We start from the raw sequence: 21,533 nt of genomic DNA on the forward strand, positions 1-21,533 counted from the left end.
TATCCTGTATCTTTTTTATGATGCAGGTCATATTATTTCACAGCATTTTTAGCTTTTTCCGATTCTTTCAGATGATGCTCCAAAGTAGGAAGCGTCTTACCGGCAAAGGATTTCAGAGAAGATTCTTTTCCTTCTGCAGCTTCTTTTTTGAATTCTTTTATGTCTTCTTTATGATCACTGACCATAAGATCCGTATACTTTTTGTCAAAGTCTTTTCCTTTCTTAGCTTTCAGATCATCATACATCTTCTGCTTTTCAGCATCCAGACCTGCAGGTAAGGTATAGCCTGTTCCCGAAGCCCATTTCTTAAGCTCATCGTTCGCCTTGGTATGATCTGTGACCATCATCGCTCCTAAAGATTTTACAACTGGATTTTCAGCATTGGTTGCTGCCAGATCTCCCATCATCACTTCCATCAGCCCTCCTTTTGCTGCTGCATCTGCAAATTTTTTATCCTGATCACTGAGAGAGGTGGTTTGGTCTTTTGGTTCTACCATTTTGGTGGAATCACTCACTGTCATGCCGGATTCAGCTGGAGGAGACATTGTTGTGCTTTCCGGGGAGTGGCTGGACGATGTCGGTTCATTTTTTTTGCAGGCCGTCAAAGCAGCCACCACAAAAAGTGTTACTACAAGATTTTTCATAATATTAAATTTTAAATGGTGATATAAATAAAGCCAATAAGGACTTCTTTTATAAATGCAACAATTTATCTGCCAAAAGAGATATTGCAAACACACTCCACCAATCATAAAATACTATAAATGAATATTCTACAATTGACGAACCAACCGAAATGTAAGATTGATACGCTGCTTCATCGAGGTTACAGATTTAGCAATCCGATGTTCCCAGTTCTCCTGCAGATCTCCTTTCATAATCAGTAATGAACCATGAGGAAGGGGCAGGCTGTATTTACTCTGATGATGATCTTTTTTCCGGAAATCAAAGTTTCTGGTCTGTCCTAAACTTATTGATGCAATCACCGGGCGGCTTCCATATCTGCTTTCCTTATCCCGATGCCAGGCAACAGAGTCATTATGATCCCGGTAAAGATTAAGCAATACGGAATTGAACTGGTAGCCAAATGTTTTTTCTATTCTTTGTCTTAAAGAAAGAAGTTCGGGAGTCCACGGATTAGTCTCCAGCTCACCATTACCCGAAGGATAGGCATTTTCCTGATCTCCATACCATGCCGTTAAGCGCGGTGTCAGCACCATCTTATCATACATTTTTTGGGTTCTTTGTTTCCAGGGAGCAGTTTCAAGCAGATGAGCTTTAAGCCGGTCAGCTTCTTCCTGATCCAGAAAATGTTCTCTGTATTCAAGAAGATCTTTTGGAAATTCATACAGGTCTTCTGAATCGAACAAACTAAGCTGGGTCATATTTTTTTAACTTTTTAAATACTGGAATTATATTTCTCTTTAAAGCATAACAGCTATTACTCACTTTTGGTTTTACTGAGATTTTTACCGGATAAATTTTTATTGTTCTTTGAATTGTATGCTATAGGAGAAAATCAAATTGATACAAATAATATCTGCAAATATATTAAAATTGATACAAAATCAATCAAAAGCTAAAACAGCTTTTTTAAAATCTCCTGAGATTTCCACAATAAAAAGGAGACCAAAAATAAATCCGGTCTCCTTTTTATAATGAATACATACTTTTTTACATTGCTTTGCTGTTGAGATTGGTATCCGCAACTTTTGTTAACAGCTCGTCACATTTTTTCTCTTCTTCCAATGTGCTTAAAAGATGTTTAAGGCAATCCTTCTCTTTCAATACTTTTGCAAATGCTGCAAGGGTACCGTATGTGGCGATTTCGTAATGTTCAACTTTTTGTGCCGCTGCAATGATTCCTGCATCTCTTACTGCTCCCGGCTCTGTCTCTTCAAGGATACTTTTTCCTTCATCCAATAATCCCTGCATAGCATCGCATTTCTTTGCCTGGGCTTTTTTTCCTAAAGCTTTAAAACATTCTTCCAGTCTTTCAACGTGACCTTCTGTTTCAGTAATATGCTTGTCAATAGCTGTTTTAAGCTTTTCACTGGTCGCATTTTTCATCATTCTTGGCAGTGCTTTCAAGAGTGCCTTTTCAGCCCAATAAATATCTTTCAGTGAATCTTCAAAAAGATCTTCCAAACTTTTGGCTGCATTTTTTTTAGCCGGAGTTTTTGCAGATGTTTTCGCGGGTGTTGTTTTTTTAGCCGGTGATTTTTTGGCTGCTGTTTTAGTTTCCATAATATAATAATTTAGTGTTTGATTGGTGATAAATCTGCAACTATAAGACCATTTTTGCCTTAAATGCTGAGATGTGGTATCTAAAATTCTTGAAGAGTATAGTTATTTTAAGGCTTATATTTCTTTACCCACACGCTTACAGATCCCGGATTGACACAAAATATGGCTTTCCCATTTTCATCAGTGTGAATTTCTTCATGGCGGTTCTTTAAGAAATCAATATAGGTTGAATCTGCATGTTCTTTTCCCAATTCTATTTCTTTGAAACCCTCATCACTATTAGACATAATCACAATACATCCCGGATGCTTTTCATTTCCGGTCCGTACAAAAGCCACACAGTTGGGATGATCAAAATAATCGATCTGTTTCCCGTATGCAAAACGTTTTCTCACTTCAAGAAGGTCGGGAAGCTCCTCCACTTTTGATATGATAATATGTACTTCCTGGTCTTCTCTTACATCGATATATTCTGCTCCAAAAAGATCGGGATAGAATACACAGGGATAAGCCTCATCAGAAAGGAGAATAATTGCATATGCTATAGGCTTAAACCAATCTTCTACTGAAGACTCAAGTGCTTGGAGCTGTTGTGTGTCATGGTTTTCTACAAAAGAAACTGAAAACACGGGTTTCTTTTCCAGAAAGCTTCCTTTTAAAATCTGGCTCAGATCATAGTCTTTCCCTTCTTTTGAAGCCGTGAAAAAATTATAATGCAGCGGGGCATCAAAACAAGAGATAAGATCATTCATTTTATCTGAAAAATATTCAATTTTTTCTGCTTCGTCTTTCCAGAATTCTCCCAGAATATAGCAATCAGGATTCAATTCTGTTTTAATATAAAAGATCCATTCTTTCAGGAAATCTGAAGAGATGTGCTTTAAAGCATCCAGCCGAATGCCATCAACTTTCGTAGTATCCATATACCATTTGATCCACTTTTTCATTTCCTCTACTACATAAGGGTTGCGGTATTCTATATCAGCACCCATCAGATAGTCATAATTACCCAACTGATGGCTTACAGCATCTGTCCACTCTTCACCATATTCATTATGGATTTTATAGCTCCCCTCCTTCTTTGATGACATAATCAATACCGCTGAAGCATTGATGATTCCAGATAAAATCTGAATAAACCCCTTTTCTTCCCGGAAAAACAAACCTTGTGTATGCTGTAACTTCTAAGTTCTCAACAATTCTCTCATTACGGTTTTCTTCATTCAGCTGGTGTACCATAATCTTTTCTTCTTCATCACCTCCCATCCTGTGGTTCAAAACAATATCTGCATACACAGCCATTCCCACTTCATGGGCTTTCTGTATTGCCAGTAAATATTCTGCTTTTGTACCATACCGGGTAGGTATACTTCCTTTCTGATCAAATTCACCCAAATCATAAAGATCATAGACATCATAGCCACGGCCTTCAATGCTCAGGCTGCATTTGTTAGCTGGAGGAAGCCATACGGCAGTAAATCCCAAATTCCTCAGATATTCTGCTTTTTCAATAAATTCATTCCAAAGATTTCCCGGATGATACCAATGGAAAAACTGAATAATAACCCCGTTCATATCCAGTTTTTTAACCGTTAACAATTAAACCACCGTTTGGATGAAGAACCTGCCCCGTTATCTGTGCCGAAGCATCTGTAGCAAGAAATAAAAAGCTTGCAGCTACTTCTTCTGTGGAAGCATTACGCTCCAGGGGCGGCTTATCCGTATCTTCATCTTCTTCTCCGAATGTTTTTTCCGTAAGCGGTGTTGCTACCGGGCCGGGTGCTACAGCATTTACACGTATCCCTTTGGGTTTAGCCTGAAGTGCCAGTGAACGGGTAAAAGAAACTATAGCTCCTTTGGTTGCAGAATAATCAAGTAATTCTTCGTGCCCCAAATAAGCGGTTGCAGAAGTTGTATTGATAATAACATCGCCTTTTTTTAAGTGGGGAAATACGGCTTTTGTCAATAGTATCATCCCGATAATATTTGAATTAAAGGTCTTACGGATATTTTCTTCCTGAAGATTTTCTATAGTATCACAGGGAAACTGAGTTCCGGCATTATTAATCAGGATATCTATTCCTCCTAATCCGGAAACGACTTCATCAACGACAGATTCACAGAATTTACTATCATTAATATCTCCTTCAAACGAAAGAACCTTTCTTCCCCGCTCTTCAATTTCTTTGCTTGTTTTTTGAGCATCTTTAGCATCATGATAGTGTATAAATGCAATATTAGCTCCTTCTTCAGCAAATAAAAGCGCTATTGCCTTACCAATTCCGCTGTCTGCTCCTGTAATGAGAACAGACTTGTCTTTGAGTTGTAAATTTTTCATAGTTATTCAGTATTTGCAGATATCCTCTGATACGTTAAACAATTTCCCATTCTGGAAGCAACTGATTATTTATATCGGTGCTGCTTTCCTGCAGAATCTGAGGAGGGTTTTGATTCATTGGAAAACTTACCTAATTTTTCATAATACTTATGAAGTTGGTCCAGTTCTTCTTCCGTTAAATCTTCAATATCAACCAGCCGGTTGCTGGCTTTTTCATAGGATGCTATAAGCTCATTCAGCTTTATCTGAATTGCTTTTGAATCTTTATTCTGAGTCTTTTGAATCAGAAATACCATCAGGAAAGTTATAATAGTAGTACCGGTATTGATAACCAGCTGCCAGGTTTCGGAATAGTTAAAAATAGGTCCGCAAACTGCCCAGATAACAACAAGCAGACTTGCACCGATAAAAGCCCCGGGACTTCCGGTAATATAAACCACACGATCTGAAAACCTTTCAAAAAAATTCTTTTTCATAATAATCTCGGTTTTAAATAAATGATAATACAAGGTATCAAAACAACAGTATAACGTTTATGACTCTAGTCAATTACCAAACGTTATATCAGCAAAACGATGAATAATTAGAATATTTTAAATAAACAACAATCATCACAATGAAAAATATAAAGAAGTGCATAATTATTTTATTCATTTAAAAATATTTCCTGTTTATGATAATTCACTTTTATAACAAATTGTAAATTAAAGAACTGAATTAATTAATACACACAAAAAAGCAAGTAATAATGGATCATTCGTATGCTGTACGAAATCACGTAATGAAGATTTAATACTTTATTAAAAAATAAATATCCATCTTTGCAGCCTTAAATTCAAAAACGCTAGTTTATTTCATGAGCATTATTTTTAAAAAGCGACTATTTATAGCGCTTGTTTTACCAACGGCCGCCCTTTATTACGGGCAGAGTACGAAGGATTCTTTAGAGAAATCAAAATCTCTTGATGAGGTGATGTTGGTAGGTAGAAACCTTTCCCAAACAGCCAAAGAAAGAAAAACTCCTGTTGCAGTTTCCACCATCAAGGCTGCGGAAATTCAGGAGAAGCTAGGAAACAGAGAATTTCCTGAGATTATGAAGTCTACTCCATCCGTGTACGTAACCAAAGTGGGCGGAGGTTTTGGAGACAGCAGAATCAACATGAGAGGTTTTGATGGGGCTAACATTGCAGTGATCATCAACGGACAGCCGGTGAATGATATGCAGGGAGGTACTGTTTACTGGTCTAACTGGACCGGATTAGCAGACATTGCAAGCAACATTCAGATCCAGAGAGGTTTGGGAGCTTCCAAATTTGTAGTTCCTTCTGTAGGGGGAACCATCAATATTGTGACCAAAGCTACCGATTCTGAGCAGAAAGCAATGATCAAAGGAGAAGTAGGTAACGATAACTACTCCAGAATATCTGCGATGTACTCTTCCGGGTTAAAAAACAAATGGGGAACAACTGTATTGCTTTCCCGTTGGCAAGGTGATGGTTATATTAACGGGACACAGGGAGAAGGTTATTCCTGGTTTTTCTCAACAGGATTTAAGCCTAATGAAAAGCATGCGTTCAATTTAATTGCAACCGGAGCGCCTCAGGTACATGATACAAGAAGGTCTTCTGCAACCGGAGCGAATGTGGCTACTCTACAGCAATTGGATACGTATGGAAGAAGATACAATCCTCAGACAGGAATGTTGAATGGTTCTCAATTTAATTTGGCTCCTAACTTCTATCATAAGCCTATTGCATCATTGAACTGGGACTGGACAATGAATGATAACCTGAAGTTATCTACCGTTCTTTATGGTTCATGGGGACGCGGTGGCGGTGGTACCGGACTGAACGGTTCTATCAAAAACGGCAGCGGCCAGACTATGAATTTCATGAATTATGGGGCAGGTGGAGACGGTACTATCAACTGGGATATGATTTATCGTTACAACAGAGGCGGTATGGTAACGGATTATAACGGAAATTCTTTCCAGAAATCTACCTTTACTGCACCTGCAGGCTCTCCTGGTGATTATAACGGGCAATATGTAGCTACACTGAACGGAACCAATGGTATCGTAAGAAAGCAAAGTATTAATGCTCATGACTGGTATGGTGTAATTGCAGATCTTAATTACAAAAAGAATAACTGGACCTTTAACGGAGGTATTGATCTTAAAACTTACAAAGGGGCACTTTACGATATTGTAACCGATATGTTGGGATCTGATGCACTATTTGTTTCAAGTACAGCAAATGCTCCAAAAGGATACTATATCAACAATACGGTAAAACCGGAGCCTCTTACTAAACTTAAAGATGCTCAAAAAGTATCTGTACACAACGAAGGTCTTGTAAAATGGGCAGGTTTATACGGAATGGTTGAATACAGCTCTGAAAAACTAAGTGCATCTGTTCAGGGATCAGTTTCTGAACAATACTACAAAAGAAGAGACTATATGCTGTATACGCCAGGAAACCAGGAAACAAAATGGTATCACAAAACGGGGTATATTGTAAAAGGAGGTGCTAACTACAATATAGATGAGCATCATAATGTATTTTTCAATACAGGAGTTATTTCAAGACAGCCATTATTCAACGCGCTGTTCCCTTCCAACCAGAATATTTACAACGATGCAAAGAATGAAAGAATCTTCTCTGTAGAGTTAGGATATGGTTTCAAATCCCGTTATGTAGATGTGAATATCAATGCTTACAGAACGCAGTGGGATGACAGATTTATTTCAAGAACCTTTAATGCAGGAGCTGCAGATGTAGCTAACTTCTCTCAATTACAACTTGGAAATGCATATTTCTACAACGCTCTGAACGTTGGACAGATACACCAGGGTGTTGAATTGGAAGCGAAGGCAAGACCATTTGCCAACCTTAGACTGAGAGGGATGTTATCATTAGGAAACTGGAAGTACAAAGGAAATGCAAATTTCAATATTCTTGATGTTCAAAACAATCAGGAAGTGGCCGGAGCTACAGGAGTTATCAACATCAAAGATCTAAAAGTTGGAGATGCTGCACAAACTACAGCAAGTCTGGGAGTTGATTATAGCATTACCAAAGCTTTCAGTATTGATGCCAACTGGGAATATTATGACAAGCTATATGCACAGTTTAACCCAATCAATTTCCTTACTGAGGCAGCAAGAGAAAAAGGAATTGTAAAATTGCCAAGTTATAATTTATTTGACGTAGGTGCTTCTTACAAATTCACGCTTGACGCGAAAAAATCTTTAACATTGAGAGCGAATGTATACAACTTATTCAACAAATATTATATTTCTGAATTAAGCTCCAATATTTTTGCAGGTGACAAAATTGCCAGCGGTCCAAATGCCGGAAAAACTTACCAGGAAACCGGAAGAGTTTATCAGGGTATTGCTGATGGTAACACAGGATTCCTTGGTTTTGGAAGAACCTGGTCTGTTGCAGCGACTTTGAGATTCTAATATAATTTCATTTCAATAATGAATTCAAATAACCCGCCAGTATTTGGCGGGTTTATTATTTTTATACTGATAAAATTTTCCAATCATTATTTTACTTAGAATTCTTCACCTGCAGCGCCCTCTGATAAAAAGACTGGCTTGCAATTTTCTCCTCAGCCTCATCAATAGCTGCCAGCAGATTATTATTGTTATCGGTAATTTCTCCCAGAATCTGTGACATCAATTCCCAAACGGGTTTCATTTTTTCAATAAGTTCCTGTCCTTTAGAAGTTAATTTAAAAAGCCTTTTCCGTTCATCCTGTTTGTCTTTTTCCCATTGTATTAACTCCAACTTTTCGAGTTCTTTGAGCAAAGTGATAGTGGATGGATGGGTGTACCCTATTTCATTGGCAATTTCGACAACGCTTGCTATCTCTTTTTTATAAATGGTAAAGATCACCGGAAACCATTTCAGTTCAAAATCAATTCCAAATGCTTTATAGATCAATGCTCCATCTTTCCTCAATTGTTCACTGAGACGGTGTAATCTGGTTGATATAGCAAGAATTCCTGCTTCGTTGATCACATTCATATTCTATCAATATTTAAATGGTAAAAAATATCATCGGCACTCATTAAAGGAAATTTTACAGGGAGATTTCTTTTTTCAACCTTCACAAACTGATTCCTTTCGTAGAAACGCTGTGCGGCTTTCAGTACCGTTATGGTTCCCAAATATAAATCATCAATTCCGTTTTCGCGGCAGAAAGAAATTAAAACTTCCAATAATTCCTGAGCAATATTCAATTCTTTGCCTCTGAATTTTTTTTTAACAAACATTTTTCTGATCGCTCCTGCCCTTTTGTCAAACTTAACCAAGGCAATAGAACCTACCAATTCGTCTCCCACAAAAGCACCCCAAAAGTTACCGCCTGCTTCTGTATAAAAACTTTCAATCTGTAAAAGATCAGGCTGGTCTTTAATGGTGATCGGAATATTAAACTCTTTCTGCTGAATATTCAAAATCAGGTCAATCGCCTGTTCCGAATAAGAATTTCCTATGGGTTGTATCTGTAATTTCATAGTGGCTGAATTTTAAAGTATAAAACTACGTAGTTAAATACATATATCCAAATTGATTTTGCCTATTAAATAATTTTAACATGATCAATAATTAAAAAAACGTATGCCATTACTGACATACGTTTTATAGTTTATATTGAAGAATACGGTTATTTCCAACCTCCTCCTAAAGCCTGATAAAGCTCTACGGCAGCTTTCATTTTACTGTATCGTGCATTCGAGATGTTAAGTTCAGCATTCAATGAATTCACACTTGCATTCAATACTTCAAGATAGTTTGCCATACCATAATTTACCAGTTCCTGAGAATAGTCAACCGATTTTTTGTAGGCATCCAGCTCATGTTGTTTTAATTCAATAAATGAATCCTGTACAGAGAAAACTCTGATAGCATCTGAAACTTCTTTACCAGCAGTAAGAACGGTCTTTCTGAAGTTCAGATAAGCAGTTTCCTGATTGGCAAGACTTACATCATAATTTGTTTTGATCTGTCTTTTGTTCAGAATTGGCTGAGCCAGCCCTGCTACTACATTCGCAAATAATGAATTTACACTGAATAAGTGATCAATATCCACAGACTGAAGACCACCACTCCCTGTCAATTTTAAAGTAGGGTAAAACTGAGCTTTGGCAGAATTCGTCAGTTCGAAAGCATTCATCAAGCTGTATTCTGCTCTCATTACGTCCGGACGGTTAGCCAGAAGCTGAGTAGGATATCCCAATTTTAAATCAATCGGAAGGTTCTGTCCTTCTAATGTAGATCTTTCAATAGAATGAGAGGGTTCTCCCATTAAAAGACTCATGGTGTTTTCAAGAAGCTGGATCTGTGTATCAATATCAATCAGTAATGATTTTGCATTGAACACAAGAGCCTCACTCTGCTGTACCGCTACTTCAGTAACTGTTCCTGAAATTTTTAAAGCCTTTGTTGTTTCTAAGTTTTTCTCTCTTACCGCAATGGTTTCTGTAATAATCCTCTTCTGTGCATCAAAAGTTAACAATTGATAGTACGCAGAAGCGATGGACGATACCAGACTGCTTTTAACTGCTTTATGGGCTGCAACAGTTCCTAAATAAGTGGCAAGCTGTGCTTTCTCCTGTGCTCTTAATTTCCCCCAGATATCTGCTTCCCATCCGATACTTGCCGTAATATCAAACTGGTTTACATATCGTCTTTCTCCAATGATCTGCCCAAACTGAGTATTGATAGACTGGGTTTGGAAAGTATAGTTGGGTCCGATAGAAAGTGTCGGCTGATAGGCAGCTTTACTTTGCTTCAGATAAGCTTCTGCGGAATTAATACTTTCTAAAGCAATTCTGATATCCAGATTGTTTTCCAAAGCTTTTGAAATATGTCCCTGCAGTATAGGGTCTGTAAATATTTCTTTCCATGAAATATCCGCAATGCTGGTACTGTCTGAAGGAAGCATATCTGTACGAAACAGCTTTTCGTCTACCACGTTCTTCGGTCTTTCATATTCTTTTCTTGCCATACAGGATGATATGGCTCCGAGTATGAAAACTGAAAAAGTGATTCCTTTTATGATGTTTAATAAACTCTTCATTATAAAAAATTAGAAATTAGATGTAAGAGACCGGAAGTTAGATATGGTTTTAGAGTAATTGTCTAAGATCTAACTTCCAGCTTCTCTAATTAATTTTATTCTGCTAAATTGATATCTTCTTTTTTGATAGGTTTAATTTTTTCCTGCAGTGTTTCAAAAATCACATACAGAACCGGAATTACAAATAATCCCAAAACAGTTCCTATCAATAGTCCGATGGCCGCACCTGTAGCGATAGATCTGTTACCTACTGCTCCGATTCCGCTTGCCAGAACCAGCGGCAATAAACCGAAGATAAAGGCGAATGATGTCATTAGAATAGGTCTCACCCTTGCTTTCGCTGCATTGATGGCTGACATTACAATGGTTTCTCCATGATGTCTCCTCTGAACAGCAAATTCGACAATAAGGATCGCATTTTTCGCCAGTAATCCCACGAGCATGATCAGGGCAATCTGGAAGTAAATATTATTTTCCAGTCCCATGATCTTCTGTCCGAAATAAGCTCCCATTACCCCAAGAGGAAGAGAAATAATAACGATCAGCGGAAGGATATAACTTTCATACTGTGCAGAAAGGATAAAGTAAACGAAGATCAAACTTAACCCGAAAATCAGAAGGGTCTGAGATCCTGAATTTAATTCTTCTCTGGTCAACCCTGTAAATTCTACGGCATAGTTTTGATTCAGTGTTTCATCAGCTACCTGCTGTACCGCTGCAATTGCGTCCCCGGAACTGTATCCGTCAGAGTTTGCTCCTGTTACTTTTACTGAAGTAAAGAGGTTATAACGGCTTACAGATTGTGGTCCGTATGCTTTTGTCAACGTTACAAACTGAGAGATCGGAGACATGATACCTGATCCTGTTCTTACGTAGAGCTGATTCAGATTTTCAATATTTTTTCTGTTTTCAGGAAGAGCCTGAACCATTACCCTGAACTGTTTTCCATACTTGGTAAAGTCTGCAGTATAAATACCTCCGATATACCCCTGCATGGTAGCCAGAATGTCATTGACAGAAACTCCAAGCTGCTTGCTCAGCGGAACATTAATTTCCATCTGATATTGAGGATATTTAGTATTGAATGAAGTCTGTGCAAACTGAATTTCCGGTCTCTGCATAAGCTTACCGATGAATTCATTGGTTTTCGCATCAAGATCAGCATATTCTCCACCTGATTTATCCAGCAATACCATTTCAAAACCTGCACTGTTACCAAAACCTGGTACACTTGGCGGCTGGAAGAATACTACTTTAGCATCAGGAACAGCTCCTACAATTCCAAATAATTTTTTGGTAATATCTTCAGAAGTCTGTCCGTCTTTTTTTCTTTCTTCAAATGGTTTCAGTTTAACAAAGGCAAGACCGTTGTTACTTCCGTTTCCGGATAAAAATCCTCTCCCGGTAGAAATCGTTACGTTCTGTACACCCGGAACTTTCAGTGCCTTAGCCTGAAGCGTTTTCAAAGCGTTGTAAGTTCTTTCCATAGAAGCTCCCGGAGGAAGCTGAACATCTGTAAAGATAATCCCTCTGTCTTCTGTAGGTACAAATCCTTTCTTCATACTGCTGCTTGCCCAGAATAAAATTCCTCCGGTAACAGCAAAAATAATAAGGGTTACCCATTTATGTCTTAACAGGAATACAAATCCTCTTCCATAACGTTCAGTAGTTGTTTTAAAAGCAATATTAAACTTATAGAAAAACTTCTGTAACAGATTTAAGTTTTTATACTCTTTATGGTGCTCTGCGTGAGGTTTTAAGAATAATGAACATAAAACCGGACTCAGCGTTAATGCATTAATAGCAGAAATGATGATGGCTATAATCAGCGTGATACCAAACTGCTGGTAGAATACCCCTGTAGGTCCTGTAATAAAGGTCACCGGGATAAATACTGCTGCCATTACCAACGTAATAGAGATAATAGCCCCTGTAATCTCATCCATCGCTTCTACCGTTGCTTTTTTAGCATCTGAAATACCATGCTCCATCTTGGCATGAACGGCCTCGACGACGACAATGGCGTCATCCACCACAATACCAATCGCAAGTACCAATGCAAATAAGGTCAAGAGGTTTAATGAATATCCGAAGAGATTCAGGAAGAAGAAAGCCCCCACGATAGATACCGGAACCGCAATGGCCGGGATCAGCGTAGATCTGAAGTCCTGAAGGAAAATATATACTACAATAAATACCAGGATGAAGGCTTCGATCAGGGTATGTACTACCTTTTCAATAGAAGCTTCAAGGAATTCGTTGGTATCAAAGTTGAAAGTATACTTTACACCTTTTGGAAAAGTTCCCTCAGCTGATTTCAGATAAGCTTTGATATTTTTAATAATCTCCTGTGCGTTAGATCCCGGAGTCTGGAAGATCCCCATACTGATGGAAGGATTGTTTCCGTTCTCCCCGATTCCTGTATAAGACTGTCCTGCCAGTTCTACCTTAGCAACGTCTTTCAGCATCAGGTTTTGTCCGTTTGCAAGAGATTTGATGATAATATTATCGTACTGTTCTTTATCGTTGAATTTACCTACATATTTGATGATATATTCAAAAGAACTTCCGCTGTTTTGTCCTATAGAACCTGCTGCTGCTTCTCTACTCTGCTCGTTGATCGCATTGGTAACATCAGTAGGAGTTACGCTGTAGGCAGCCATTTTTGCAGGATCCAGCCAGATTCTCATCGAGTAGTTTTTACCCCCGAAAACGTTGGCATCCCCTACACCATTTACCCTTTTCAGGTTTGGAATAATGTTGATGTTCAAAAAGTTCTGAAGGTATACATCATCCAGATCTTTATTTTCAGAATAGAAAGACATATACATAAGGGCACTGGTCTGCTGTTTCTGGGTTACAACCCCCGAACGCGTTACTTCAGACGGCAAAAGAGGTGTTGCTCTGGCCACACGGTTCTGTACGTTTACCGCTGCAATATCCGGATCTATTCCTTGTTTGAAGAAAACCTGGATCTGGGCAGAACCGTCATTTCCGGCACTGGAAGTGATATAATCCATACCTTCCACCCCGTTGATCTGTTCTTCCAAAGGTACTACCACACTTTTCATCACCGTTTCAGCATTGGCTCCCGTATAGTTTGCAGAAACACTCACTGTAGGTGGTGCAATATCCGGATACTGTGTAACCGGTAACGAGATCAGTCCCAGCACACCGAGAATCACAATCAGGATTGAGATTACGGTAGATAAAACCGGCCTGTTAATAAAGTTTTTTATCATTAGAATTTCGGTTTTATTGATTGAACAAGACTATCCATTTTGATTGGCTTCGGTTTTACTGCTGTTCCAGGTTTCAGACCTCCGATACCAGCTGCAATAACTGTTTCACCTTTGTTAACTCCAGATTTGATAAGCGCTAAATTGTCGATTCTGTCAATAACATTTACAACAACATTTCTCGCAGTATCTCCTTTTTCTATTTTGTAAACGTAAACAATACCCTGTTGCTCGTAAGTAGCACTTTCAGGCACTACAAGAACATTATCATATCGCTGAGGGAATCTGATCGTTCCACTGTTACCATTGCTTAATAATTTCTGAGCATTCGAGAAAGCAACTCTGAACTGAATAGTCCCTGTTGTAGGATCAATTTGTCCGGTAATGGCTTCAATTTTTCCTTTTTCAGGATAAAGACTTCCATTAGCAAGTTGAAGCTCAACCATCGGTAAGTTTTTAATTTTCTCAGGCATAGAAGCTCCCGGAGACTTTTCAAGGAAATCAAAATACTCTTTTTCATTCATTGCAAAGTAGGCATAGATCTCAGACGTATCAGAAATCGTTGTCAGAGGAGTCTGATCAGACGGTCCTACCAAACTTCCTACTTTTAAAGGCAGTCTTCCGATCACCCCTGAAATAGGCGCACGAATGATAGAATATTCGATATTGGCTTCTACTCCCTTATAATTGGCTTGTGCCTGTCTTTTAGAAGCGTTGGCCTGTTGTAACTGTGCCTGTGCCTGCGCCAGCTGAGCCTGTGCAGTCTGCAGCTGTACGTTACTGATGATGTTTTTCTGAACCAAAGGTTTTAGTTTATTTACTTCAACCTGAGCTGCATTTACAGAAGCCTGAGCTGCAGCAATACTGGATTCAGCAGCACCGATTCCTGCTTTGGAAGCGGCTGCATTTTCGTTCAGGATATTGGTTTCCAGACGGAACAAAGGCTGTCCTTTTGTAACATATTGTCCTTCATCTACCAATACCTGGGTAATATATCCCTGTATTTTTGCACGTACATCATTGTTTACCCTACCCTGGATAGTAGCCGGAAACGTCTGATAACCCACTATATTTTTTGACTCCACGGAAACAACAGGGTACGGCTTGGCACCATCCTGTTTCGGAGCTTCTTTTTTGCAGGCAGTCAGTGAAAGCGCTGCAATGGAAAGTATAACTAGCTTATTATTCATTTTATAGTTTATTAAGAGATTCCTGTATATTTTCTATGTTTTTGTTTAAGAGTGCTTTGTAAACTTCTATTCTTTCATTGTATCCATCGTCTTTACTTGTTTTAAAATTGTTTAAATCATCTAATAGCTTCAGTTCGTCCTGCATTTTCTGGACAATTTTCTCGAATCGTATTTTTTTGTATTCATCATTGATGAAAAAATACCGTTTCCTCTCGTCCATTTTGTTATGATCAACAATAAGCTGAGCATTTAACAATAATGAAATACTGGTAGAAACGGAGCTTTTGCTCGCGGAGAGCACTTCCACAAATTCGTCAAAAGTAATTCCTACTTTCTCATAGTCAAAAAGAAGGTAGGAATAGATTTTTGATGCTAAAGGAGGTAAGCTGAACACGGTGCCATAAAATCTTACGGCATCCTGAAAAATTTTCTCATCAATTTCTATACTCTGGTGCATATATAAAAATTTGAACAAAAGTAGAAATTAGTTCAGAACCAAACGAACAAACCTGATAGAGTTTATAAATACAGGCCGTTTTAAAAATTCAATGAAAGATGATTTAACTTTTTGCTTAAATTATAATCTTCTCAAAAGCCTTTCTCATGCCGTCTCTCAAAAGAACCTCTCCACAATAGGAATATCCTCTGCCTTCAAGGATTTTTAACATGGCAATATTATCATGGTTGGTATCTACTTTAATACTCTGAATGTCATGGGATTTAGTAAAGTCTTCGATATGATCAAAAAATTTCTTCACCATTCCCTGTCCTGCAAATTTTTCATCTACAGCCACTCTGTGAACCACTACAAATTCACCGTCGCTCAGCCACGCTCCTTCAATGGTACTGTAAGCAGGTTCATCATTCAGAATCAAAGCTCCATACACTGCAATTTCTCCATCTACTGTTAAAACATGTCCGAAACCTTTGGCAATATCACTTTCCACCGTTCCCAGATTAGGATATCCGTTCTGCCATTGGGTACTTCCGTCTTGTCTTCTTCTTTCAATAGATTGCTGGATAATTTCCCAAATCCTGTTTCTGTCTTCAATTTCCGCTTGTCTTAGTTTAATCTCTGGATTCATGTTGTTTGGTAGATTTAAAAAATTAAAAGATAGAATGATTTAAGAATTGAAAATCAGAATAGCTGCTCGTTCAACCTCTGAAATATTCATCTTTTTAATGGTTTGTAATTAATTAAAAAACCGAAAATTAATCTTAATTAATTTTCGGTTTGAAGTAGTAAAATTTAAAATTATGAAATTGTTTATTGATTTTCACTTTGTTGAAGGTAAGCATCAATAATTTCAAATGCTTTTTTTTCTTCTTCCAGATCTACCATTACTTTCAGCGAAGTTGCTGTTGGAGTTGTGGTAAACGTAAGATAGTTATTTTCAACGGTATTTGCAATTTGCGCGTCATCCAATTTAGACTTAACCAACTGAATTTCTGAAGGGTTATCACTTACATAAACTGATACTCTCGTACTTCTTTCCATATTCTAATTGTTTGAGTATCTAAATATACGATGTTTTTTTTAAAATTACAAATCCCGGGTTTTAAATTTTATTAATATTGTTTTCAATTTTATTTAATGCAAGCTGGATTTCTTCTTTAGTAACATTCAAATGAGGTCTGAAACGAAGAGACTGATCTCCACATGGAAGAATGATTAATCCATCCTTGAAAAGCTCGTTCATCAGATGATTTCTCTGTTCCGCAGATGGCAGATCAACGGCACACATCAGGCCTCTTCCTCTTGCATTTGAAATTTTTTCAGGATATTTTTCAGCAAGCGCTTTTAAGCTTTCCAACAAGAAATCTCCCACTACTCTTGCATTCTCCACAAGGTTTTCTTTTTCGATCACTTCCATCACCAGCTGGAAGCGAAGCATATCAATAAAGTTTCCTCCAAATGTAGAATTGATTCTTGAGCTTTCTCTGAAAACATTGTTCGGAACTTCATCAAATTTTTCTTTATTGGCTAAAACACCACAAACCTGTGCTTTTTTACCAAAAGAAATAATATCCGGTTTTGCTGTAAAATGCTGGAATGCCCACATTTTTCCTGTAATGGCAATCCCTGTCTGAACTTCATCAAAAATAAGTAAGATTTCGTTGTCATCACAGATTCTTCTTAATCCCAAAAGGAATTCGTCTCTGAAATGATTGTCACCTCCTTCTGCCTGAATAGGTTCTATGATGATACAAGCCACTTTATCAGGGTGCATCAAAATAGCTTCTTCAATCTGAAGTAAAGCAAGGTTTTCATTTTTGATGGTTTCTTCAAGGTTTTCTTCTGTAATCGGGAACTTTAATTTCGGATTTAAAATTCTCGGCCAGTTGAACATTGGGAAATATTGGTACTTTCTTGGGTCAGAAGTATTGGTTAAGCTCAAAGTATAACCGCTTCTTCCATGAAAAGCCTGTTTGAAGTGAATGCAGATTCCAGCTTCAGTGTCTAATCCTTTTGCAAAGTTTTTTCGCGTTTTCCAGTCGAAGCATGCTTTCATAGCATTTTCAACGCCCAGAGATCCACCTTCGATAAAGAAAGCATATTGTAATTCTTCGGGGATAACCACTCTTTCGAATACTTCAAGAAAATGAGCATATTCTTCTGAGTAAACGTCAGCCAGAGTAGGTTTATTTACAGCCATTCTTCCCAGCCATTCTGATCTTTCTAAAAGATAAGGATGATTGTATCCGATAGATGCTGATGCAAACATAGAGAACATATCCAGGTACTCCTTGTCTGTAAGTTTATCATAAAGCCATGATCCGTGTGATTTTTCAATATCCATCACAAAATCGAAACCGTCTGCCAACACATGTCTTCCTACTGTTTCTTTTACTTTATTTGCTTTTATATCTAATGTCTGTTCCATAATAAATTGTTGTGTGATTTAATAAATGAATGATTAAATGATCCAAAGAATGAAGCATTTAATCATTCAGGTTATTAAGTTTTATGTTTTTTGAGTGCTTTAAGTAAAGCTTTTATAAATCAAATTTAATTCCTTGTGCCAAAGGAAGTTGTGCGGTGTAATTTATAGTATTGGTTTGTCTTCTCATATAGTATTTCCAAGCGTCTGATCCAGACTCTCTTCCTCCTCCGGTTTCTTTTTCACCACCGAAAGCTCCACCAATTTCAGCACCGGAAGTTCCGATATTTACGTTGGCAATACCACAATCTGAACCTGCGTGAGAAAGGAATAATTCTGCTTCTCTTAAGTTCTGGGTCATGATCGCAGAAGATAGTCCTTGAGGAACATCATTCTGAATTGCTATAGCTTCTTCCAGTGTTTTGTATTTGATCAGATATAAGATAGGTGCAAAAGTTTCATGCTGAACAATCTCATAAGAGTTTTTCACTTCTGCAACACAAGGTTTCACATAGCATCCGGATTCATATTCTTTTCCGGTTAAAACTCCGCCTTCAACAACGAATTTTCCACCTTCTTTTTTACATTTCTTGATGGCTTCTTCGTATTGGTTTACTGCATCAGTATCAATCAAAGGACCTACGTGATTATTTTCATCCAATGGATTTCCGATTTTCAGCTGCCCGTAAGCTTTTGTTAATCTTGTTTTCACTTCATTGTATACACTTTCGTGGATAATCAGTCTTCTTGTTGAAGTACATCTCTGGCCTGCAGTTCCTACAGCTCCGAAAACGGCTCCAATGATAGACATATCAATATCAGCTTCTTTTGTAATGATAATAGCGTTGTTTCCACCCAATTCAAGGATAGATTTCCCGAATCTTTCTGCTACTTTAGAGGAAACCATTCTTCCCACTCTTGTAGATCCTGTGAAAGAAACAAGGGCTACTCTTTTATCATCTACTAATTTCTGTCCGATTTCGTGGTCTGATACCAATACACTTGAAACTCCTTCAGGAAGATTGTTTTCCTTAATTACTTCCATCATGATATTCTGGCATGCAATGGCACAAAGCGGTGTTTTTTCTGATGGCTTCCAGATGGTAACGTTACCACAGATCCAAGCCAATGCCGTATTCCAGGACCAAACGGCTACCGGGAAGTTAAATGCAGTAATGATTCCTACTACTCCCAGCGGATGGTATTGCTCATACATTCTGTGTCCAGGTCTTTCAGAGTGCATGGTGTACCCCTGAAGCTGTCTTGAAAGTCCTACAGCAAAGTCGCAGATGTCTATCATTTCCTGAACTTCTCCAAGTCCTTCCTGTAATGATTTACCCATTTCGTAAGAAACAAGTTTACCAAGATCATCTTTATATTCTCTTAATTTTAAGCCCAGCTGTCTTACGATCTCTCCTCTTTTGGGAGCCGGGATCAGTCTGAATTCCTGAAACGCCTTTTGAGCTGTTTCAATTACTTTGTCATAATCACTTTCTCCGGAAGTTTTTACTTTAGCGATCAACTTTCCGTCCACAGGAGAAATGCTTTCTATCACCTTTCCTGAAGCGAAATATTTGCCGCCTGTTGAGGTACCTTTGTTCTCTTCTTTAATACCTAAATTTTTAAGCGTTTTTTCGATTCCGAAATCCTTTACTTTTTTTGACATAAAATCTTACTTTTCGTTCTCTCTAAAGATAAAAATATTATGTGAACCTCAAAACTTTAATTTTTAATGTGTTTTTTATTTGGACTAATTATAAACATGCTTATCTTTGCAGGGTAATCATTTTGATAATCACCAATGGAAAATTCACAAGAAAATAACTCAAAGCTTAAGAAGTGGTTCAAGCGTGTGGGATGGGCAGGACTTGCTTTCTTTACCATTAAAGGCTTGATTTGGCTCGTCATATTCTACGTTGGAGCAGATAGTCTCCAAAGTTGTATAAAATAAAAAAGCAGAGAAATTTTCTCTGCTTTCTTTTTTGGTATAAGGTTAATTGAATTGTTATTTATTTATTGAAAAGCTAAAAAAAGAATCCTTTTTTATATTTTCTGTAATTTCAAAAAGAGAAGAAGTACCGTCTTTTAACAGCTATATTCCCTGAAAATAGCATGTATACTCCACAATTCATCTTTTTCAAACTACTCTTTCTTCTTCCTCCCTGCATTAACCAGGCTCTGATGCAACAGGTATTCTATCTGTCCGTTCACACTTCTGAAGTCATCATTGGCCCACTTTTCGAGGAGTTTATAAGTAGACTCATCTATCCTTATCACAAAAGATTTTTTGCTTTTGCTTTCTGAAGAGTTCTGAGCTTTTTCTGATTTCATTTTCTAAATTCTCTAACATTATTCTGACTATTGTAGTGTAAAATATCTGCACTACGATCTACTTGTTAATTTTTCACTTTTAATTGTAAAGTGTTCCTGCATTTAATATCGGTGTTGCAGCTTTTTCTCCGCAAAGAACCACCATTAAATTGCTTACCATTGCTGCTTTTCTTTCATCATCAAGCTCAACAATATTCTCTTCTGAAAGTTTTTTCAATGCAAGGTCTACCATTCCTACAGCACCTTCCACAATCTTGGTTCTTGCCGCTACAATAGCCGTTGCCTGCTGTCTCTGAAGCATAGCTCCTGCAATTTCCGACGCATAAGCCAGATGCGAAATCCTGGCCTCCTGAATCACAATTCCAGCTTTTGAAAGACGGTCTGTAAGTTCCTGCTCCAAAATAGAATTGATTTTATCTCCACCTTCTCTCAGGGTAATCGGAGCATGATCGTCTTCTAAATTATCATAAGGAAAGCTCATTGCCAAATGACGTACTGCTGCTTCACTCTGCATTTTTACGAAATCAGAATAGCGTTCTACATCAAAAGCCGCTTTATAAGTATCTCCCACTTTCCATACGATGACAACCGCAATTTCAATTGGATTTCCCATTTTATCGTTTACCTTCAAAGTCTGCCCCTGTAAATTCTCAGAACGTAAAGATATTTTCTGTGATGAATACAAAGGATTGATGAAGAATAATCCGTTTTCTTTTACGCTCCCTACATATTTTCCAAAAAAGTTCAGCACTCTTGAGTGATTGGGTTGAATAATCATTAAGCCTTTTAAGAAAAAGCACGAAAGAAGAAAGCAAAGCATGGCGATAACCACATAGGCTATACTTTGATCTACTCCACTAACAAAAAAGTAAACTGCTGCCACAAACAAGGCAAGGCAGATGACCAGTGTAAGGTAACCCGACATAGGTTTTAATGTTTTTTCCATGATTGAATTTTAATTTGATATTATTTTGATATCATAAAGATGGTGATAAATTTTGAATTATGAGTTATGAATTGTGAGTTTTTTGATGCGGGTTTCGTGATTCGAGATATTTAACTAAGCGCAAAGTTCACGAAGTTAATTTATTATTAGTGCTTTACTTTGTACTCTAAGGCACTTCGTTTAGCTAAGACTCTCCTCATTTTGCTGAGTGAAACGCCTTCGCGAACAATATTCATCATACTATACATCATTGCGAACTTAGCGTTA

20 protein-coding genes are annotated in these 21,533 nt (G+C 37.7%); 1 reads left to right on the forward strand and 19 read right to left on the reverse strand.

Translation table 11 applies throughout. The features are described from left to right. Positions 1-32: 32 nt before the first annotated feature. From LC457_RS04155 to LC457_RS04185, 7 genes are all read right to left on the reverse strand, one after another. A complete protein-coding gene (locus LC457_RS04155) occupies positions 33-644 on the reverse strand; it encodes a DUF4142 domain-containing protein (RefSeq protein ID WP_223598740.1) in 612 nt (203 codons plus the stop codon). A gap of 129 nt (positions 645-773) precedes the next feature. After that, positions 774-1,385, reverse strand: a complete 612-nt coding sequence (locus LC457_RS04160) for an alpha-ketoglutarate-dependent dioxygenase AlkB (RefSeq protein WP_223598741.1) — start codon at positions 1,383-1,385, stop codon at positions 774-776. A 289-nt stretch (positions 1,386-1,674) separates the two neighbouring features. Then, on the reverse strand, positions 1,675-2,247 hold the full coding sequence (locus LC457_RS04165) for a ferritin-like domain-containing protein (RefSeq protein WP_223598742.1): 573 nt from the start codon (positions 2,245-2,247) through the stop codon (positions 1,675-1,677). Between the two features lie 107 nt (positions 2,248-2,354). Continuing rightward, positions 2,355-3,338 (reverse strand): alpha-amylase, encoded by a 984-nt coding sequence (amyA, locus tag LC457_RS04170; RefSeq protein ID WP_223598743.1) that lies wholly within the window; start codon positions 3,336-3,338, stop codon positions 2,355-2,357. Continuing rightward, positions 3,310-3,822: an alpha-amylase family glycosyl hydrolase gene (locus tag LC457_RS04175; RefSeq protein WP_223598744.1), complete on the reverse strand. Its 513-nt coding sequence runs from the start codon at positions 3,820-3,822 to the stop codon at positions 3,310-3,312. The genes amyA and LC457_RS04175 overlap by 29 nt, the downstream gene beginning before the upstream one ends. A 10-nt stretch (positions 3,823-3,832) precedes the next feature. After that, positions 3,833-4,585: an SDR family oxidoreductase gene (locus LC457_RS04180; RefSeq protein WP_223598745.1), complete on the reverse strand. Its 753-nt coding sequence runs from the start codon at positions 4,583-4,585 to the stop codon at positions 3,833-3,835. A gap of 65 nt (positions 4,586-4,650) precedes the next feature. Beyond that, the gene (locus LC457_RS04185; RefSeq protein ID WP_223598746.1) at positions 4,651-5,061 is read right to left on the reverse strand and encodes a low affinity iron permease family protein; all 411 of its coding nucleotides are present in this window, start codon (positions 5,059-5,061) and stop codon (positions 4,651-4,653) included. A gap of 380 nt (positions 5,062-5,441) precedes the next feature. Here LC457_RS04185 and LC457_RS04190 point away from each other — a divergent pair, with 380 nt between their 5' ends. Then, positions 5,442-8,051 (forward strand): TonB-dependent receptor, encoded by a 2,610-nt coding sequence (locus tag LC457_RS04190; RefSeq protein WP_223598747.1) that lies wholly within the window; start codon positions 5,442-5,444, stop codon positions 8,049-8,051. A 91-nt stretch (positions 8,052-8,142) separates the two neighbouring features. Here the strand turns inward: LC457_RS04190 and LC457_RS04195 are convergent, their stop codons facing one another. From LC457_RS04195 to LC457_RS04250, 12 genes are all read right to left on the reverse strand, one after another. Then, positions 8,143-8,622: a MarR family winged helix-turn-helix transcriptional regulator gene (locus LC457_RS04195; protein WP_223598748.1), complete on the reverse strand. Its 480-nt coding sequence runs from the start codon at positions 8,620-8,622 to the stop codon at positions 8,143-8,145. Next, on the reverse strand, positions 8,619-9,113 hold the full coding sequence (locus LC457_RS04200) for a GNAT family N-acetyltransferase (protein ID WP_223598749.1): 495 nt from the start codon (positions 9,111-9,113) through the stop codon (positions 8,619-8,621). The genes LC457_RS04195 and LC457_RS04200 overlap by 4 nt, the downstream gene beginning before the upstream one ends. Before the next feature lie 149 nt (positions 9,114-9,262). Then, positions 9,263-10,678 (reverse strand): efflux transporter outer membrane subunit, encoded by a 1,416-nt coding sequence (locus LC457_RS04205; RefSeq protein ID WP_052186405.1) that lies wholly within the window; start codon positions 10,676-10,678, stop codon positions 9,263-9,265. Positions 10,679-10,773: 95 nt separating this feature from the next. Further along, positions 10,774-13,920 carry an efflux RND transporter permease subunit gene (locus LC457_RS04210; protein ID WP_213279248.1) on the reverse strand — a complete coding sequence of 1,049 codons (3,147 nt, stop codon included), beginning with the start codon at positions 13,918-13,920 and terminating at the stop codon, positions 10,774-10,776. After that, positions 13,920-15,107, reverse strand: coding sequence for an efflux RND transporter periplasmic adaptor subunit (locus LC457_RS04215; protein WP_223598750.1), 1,188 nt, complete (start codon positions 15,105-15,107; stop codon positions 13,920-13,922). Before LC457_RS04215 ends, LC457_RS04210 begins: the two co-directional genes overlap by 1 nt. Position 15,108: 1 nt before the next feature. Beyond that, the gene (locus LC457_RS04220) at positions 15,109-15,564 is read right to left on the reverse strand and encodes a transcriptional regulator (protein WP_047422811.1); all 456 of its coding nucleotides are present in this window, start codon (positions 15,562-15,564) and stop codon (positions 15,109-15,111) included. Between the two features lie 115 nt (positions 15,565-15,679). Next, on the reverse strand, positions 15,680-16,192 hold the full coding sequence (locus tag LC457_RS04225) for a GNAT family N-acetyltransferase (RefSeq protein WP_213279246.1): 513 nt from the start codon (positions 16,190-16,192) through the stop codon (positions 15,680-15,682). 182 nt (positions 16,193-16,374) lie between these two features. After that, positions 16,375-16,605 (reverse strand): DUF2007 domain-containing protein, encoded by a 231-nt coding sequence (locus LC457_RS04230; protein ID WP_034694374.1) that lies wholly within the window; start codon positions 16,603-16,605, stop codon positions 16,375-16,377. Positions 16,606-16,666: 61 nt separating this feature from the next. Continuing rightward, the gene (lat, locus tag LC457_RS04235; protein ID WP_142716748.1) at positions 16,667-17,992 is read right to left on the reverse strand and encodes an L-lysine 6-transaminase; all 1,326 of its coding nucleotides are present in this window, start codon (positions 17,990-17,992) and stop codon (positions 16,667-16,669) included. A 112-nt stretch (positions 17,993-18,104) separates the two neighbouring features. Next, positions 18,105-19,655 carry an aldehyde dehydrogenase family protein gene (locus LC457_RS04240; protein WP_047422806.1) on the reverse strand — a complete coding sequence of 517 codons (1,551 nt, stop codon included), beginning with the start codon at positions 19,653-19,655 and terminating at the stop codon, positions 18,105-18,107. Between the two features lie 476 nt (positions 19,656-20,131). Then, complete coding sequence (locus LC457_RS04245; protein ID WP_223598751.1) at positions 20,132-20,320, reverse strand: Arc family DNA binding domain-containing protein; 189 nt, start codon at positions 20,318-20,320, stop codon at positions 20,132-20,134. A 79-nt stretch (positions 20,321-20,399) separates the two neighbouring features. Continuing rightward, positions 20,400-21,266 carry an SPFH domain-containing protein gene (locus tag LC457_RS04250; RefSeq protein ID WP_047384769.1) on the reverse strand — a complete coding sequence of 289 codons (867 nt, stop codon included), beginning with the start codon at positions 21,264-21,266 and terminating at the stop codon, positions 20,400-20,402. Positions 21,267-21,533 lie beyond the last annotated feature (267 nt).

The sequence above is a fragment of the Chryseobacterium sp. GVT01B genome, assembly GCF_019970045.1.
Taxonomy (GTDB): domain Bacteria; phylum Bacteroidota; class Bacteroidia; order Flavobacteriales; family Weeksellaceae; genus Chryseobacterium.

Excerpts from the sequence above, each read along its gene's own strand:
- LC457_RS04155 (WP_223598740.1), bottom strand. The coding sequence starts at position 644 with ATGAAAAATCTTGTAGTAACACTTTTTGTGGTGGCTGCTTTGACGGCC.
- LC457_RS04160 (WP_223598741.1), bottom strand. The coding sequence starts at position 1,385 with ATGACCCAGCTTAGTTTGTTCGATTCAGAAGACCTGTATGAATTTCCA.
- LC457_RS04165 (WP_223598742.1), bottom strand. The coding sequence starts at position 2,247 with ATGGAAACTAAAACAGCAGCCAAAAAATCACCGGCTAAAAAAACAACA.
- amyA (WP_223598743.1), bottom strand. The coding sequence starts at position 3,338 with ATGTCATCAAAGAAGGAGGGGAGCTATAAAATCCATAATGAATATGGT.
- LC457_RS04175 (WP_223598744.1), bottom strand. The coding sequence starts at position 3,822 with ATGAACGGGGTTATTATTCAGTTTTTCCATTGGTATCATCCGGGAAAT.
- LC457_RS04180 (WP_223598745.1), bottom strand. The coding sequence starts at position 4,585 with ATGAAAAATTTACAACTCAAAGACAAGTCTGTTCTCATTACAGGAGCA.
- LC457_RS04185 (WP_223598746.1), bottom strand. The coding sequence starts at position 5,061 with ATGAAAAAGAATTTTTTTGAAAGGTTTTCAGATCGTGTGGTTTATATT.
- LC457_RS04190 (WP_223598747.1), top strand. The coding sequence starts at position 5,442 with ATGAGCATTATTTTTAAAAAGCGACTATTTATAGCGCTTGTTTTACCA.
- LC457_RS04195 (WP_223598748.1), bottom strand. The coding sequence starts at position 8,622 with ATGAATGTGATCAACGAAGCAGGAATTCTTGCTATATCAACCAGATTA.
- LC457_RS04200 (WP_223598749.1), bottom strand. The coding sequence starts at position 9,113 with ATGAAATTACAGATACAACCCATAGGAAATTCTTATTCGGAACAGGCG.
- LC457_RS04205 (WP_052186405.1), bottom strand. The coding sequence starts at position 10,678 with ATGAAGAGTTTATTAAACATCATAAAAGGAATCACTTTTTCAGTTTTC.
- LC457_RS04210 (WP_213279248.1), bottom strand. The coding sequence starts at position 13,920 with ATGATAAAAAACTTTATTAACAGGCCGGTTTTATCTACCGTAATCTCA.
- LC457_RS04215 (WP_223598750.1), bottom strand. The coding sequence starts at position 15,107 with ATGAATAATAAGCTAGTTATACTTTCCATTGCAGCGCTTTCACTGACT.
- LC457_RS04220 (WP_047422811.1), bottom strand. The coding sequence starts at position 15,564 with ATGCACCAGAGTATAGAAATTGATGAGAAAATTTTTCAGGATGCCGTA.
- LC457_RS04225 (WP_213279246.1), bottom strand. The coding sequence starts at position 16,192 with ATGAATCCAGAGATTAAACTAAGACAAGCGGAAATTGAAGACAGAAAC.
- LC457_RS04230 (WP_034694374.1), bottom strand. The coding sequence starts at position 16,605 with ATGGAAAGAAGTACGAGAGTATCAGTTTATGTAAGTGATAACCCTTCA.
- lat (WP_142716748.1), bottom strand. The coding sequence starts at position 17,992 with ATGGAACAGACATTAGATATAAAAGCAAATAAAGTAAAAGAAACAGTA.
- LC457_RS04240 (WP_047422806.1), bottom strand. The coding sequence starts at position 19,655 with ATGTCAAAAAAAGTAAAGGATTTCGGAATCGAAAAAACGCTTAAAAAT.
- LC457_RS04245 (WP_223598751.1), bottom strand. The coding sequence starts at position 20,320 with ATGAAATCAGAAAAAGCTCAGAACTCTTCAGAAAGCAAAAGCAAAAAA.
- LC457_RS04250 (WP_047384769.1), bottom strand. The coding sequence starts at position 21,266 with ATGGAAAAAACATTAAAACCTATGTCGGGTTACCTTACACTGGTCATC.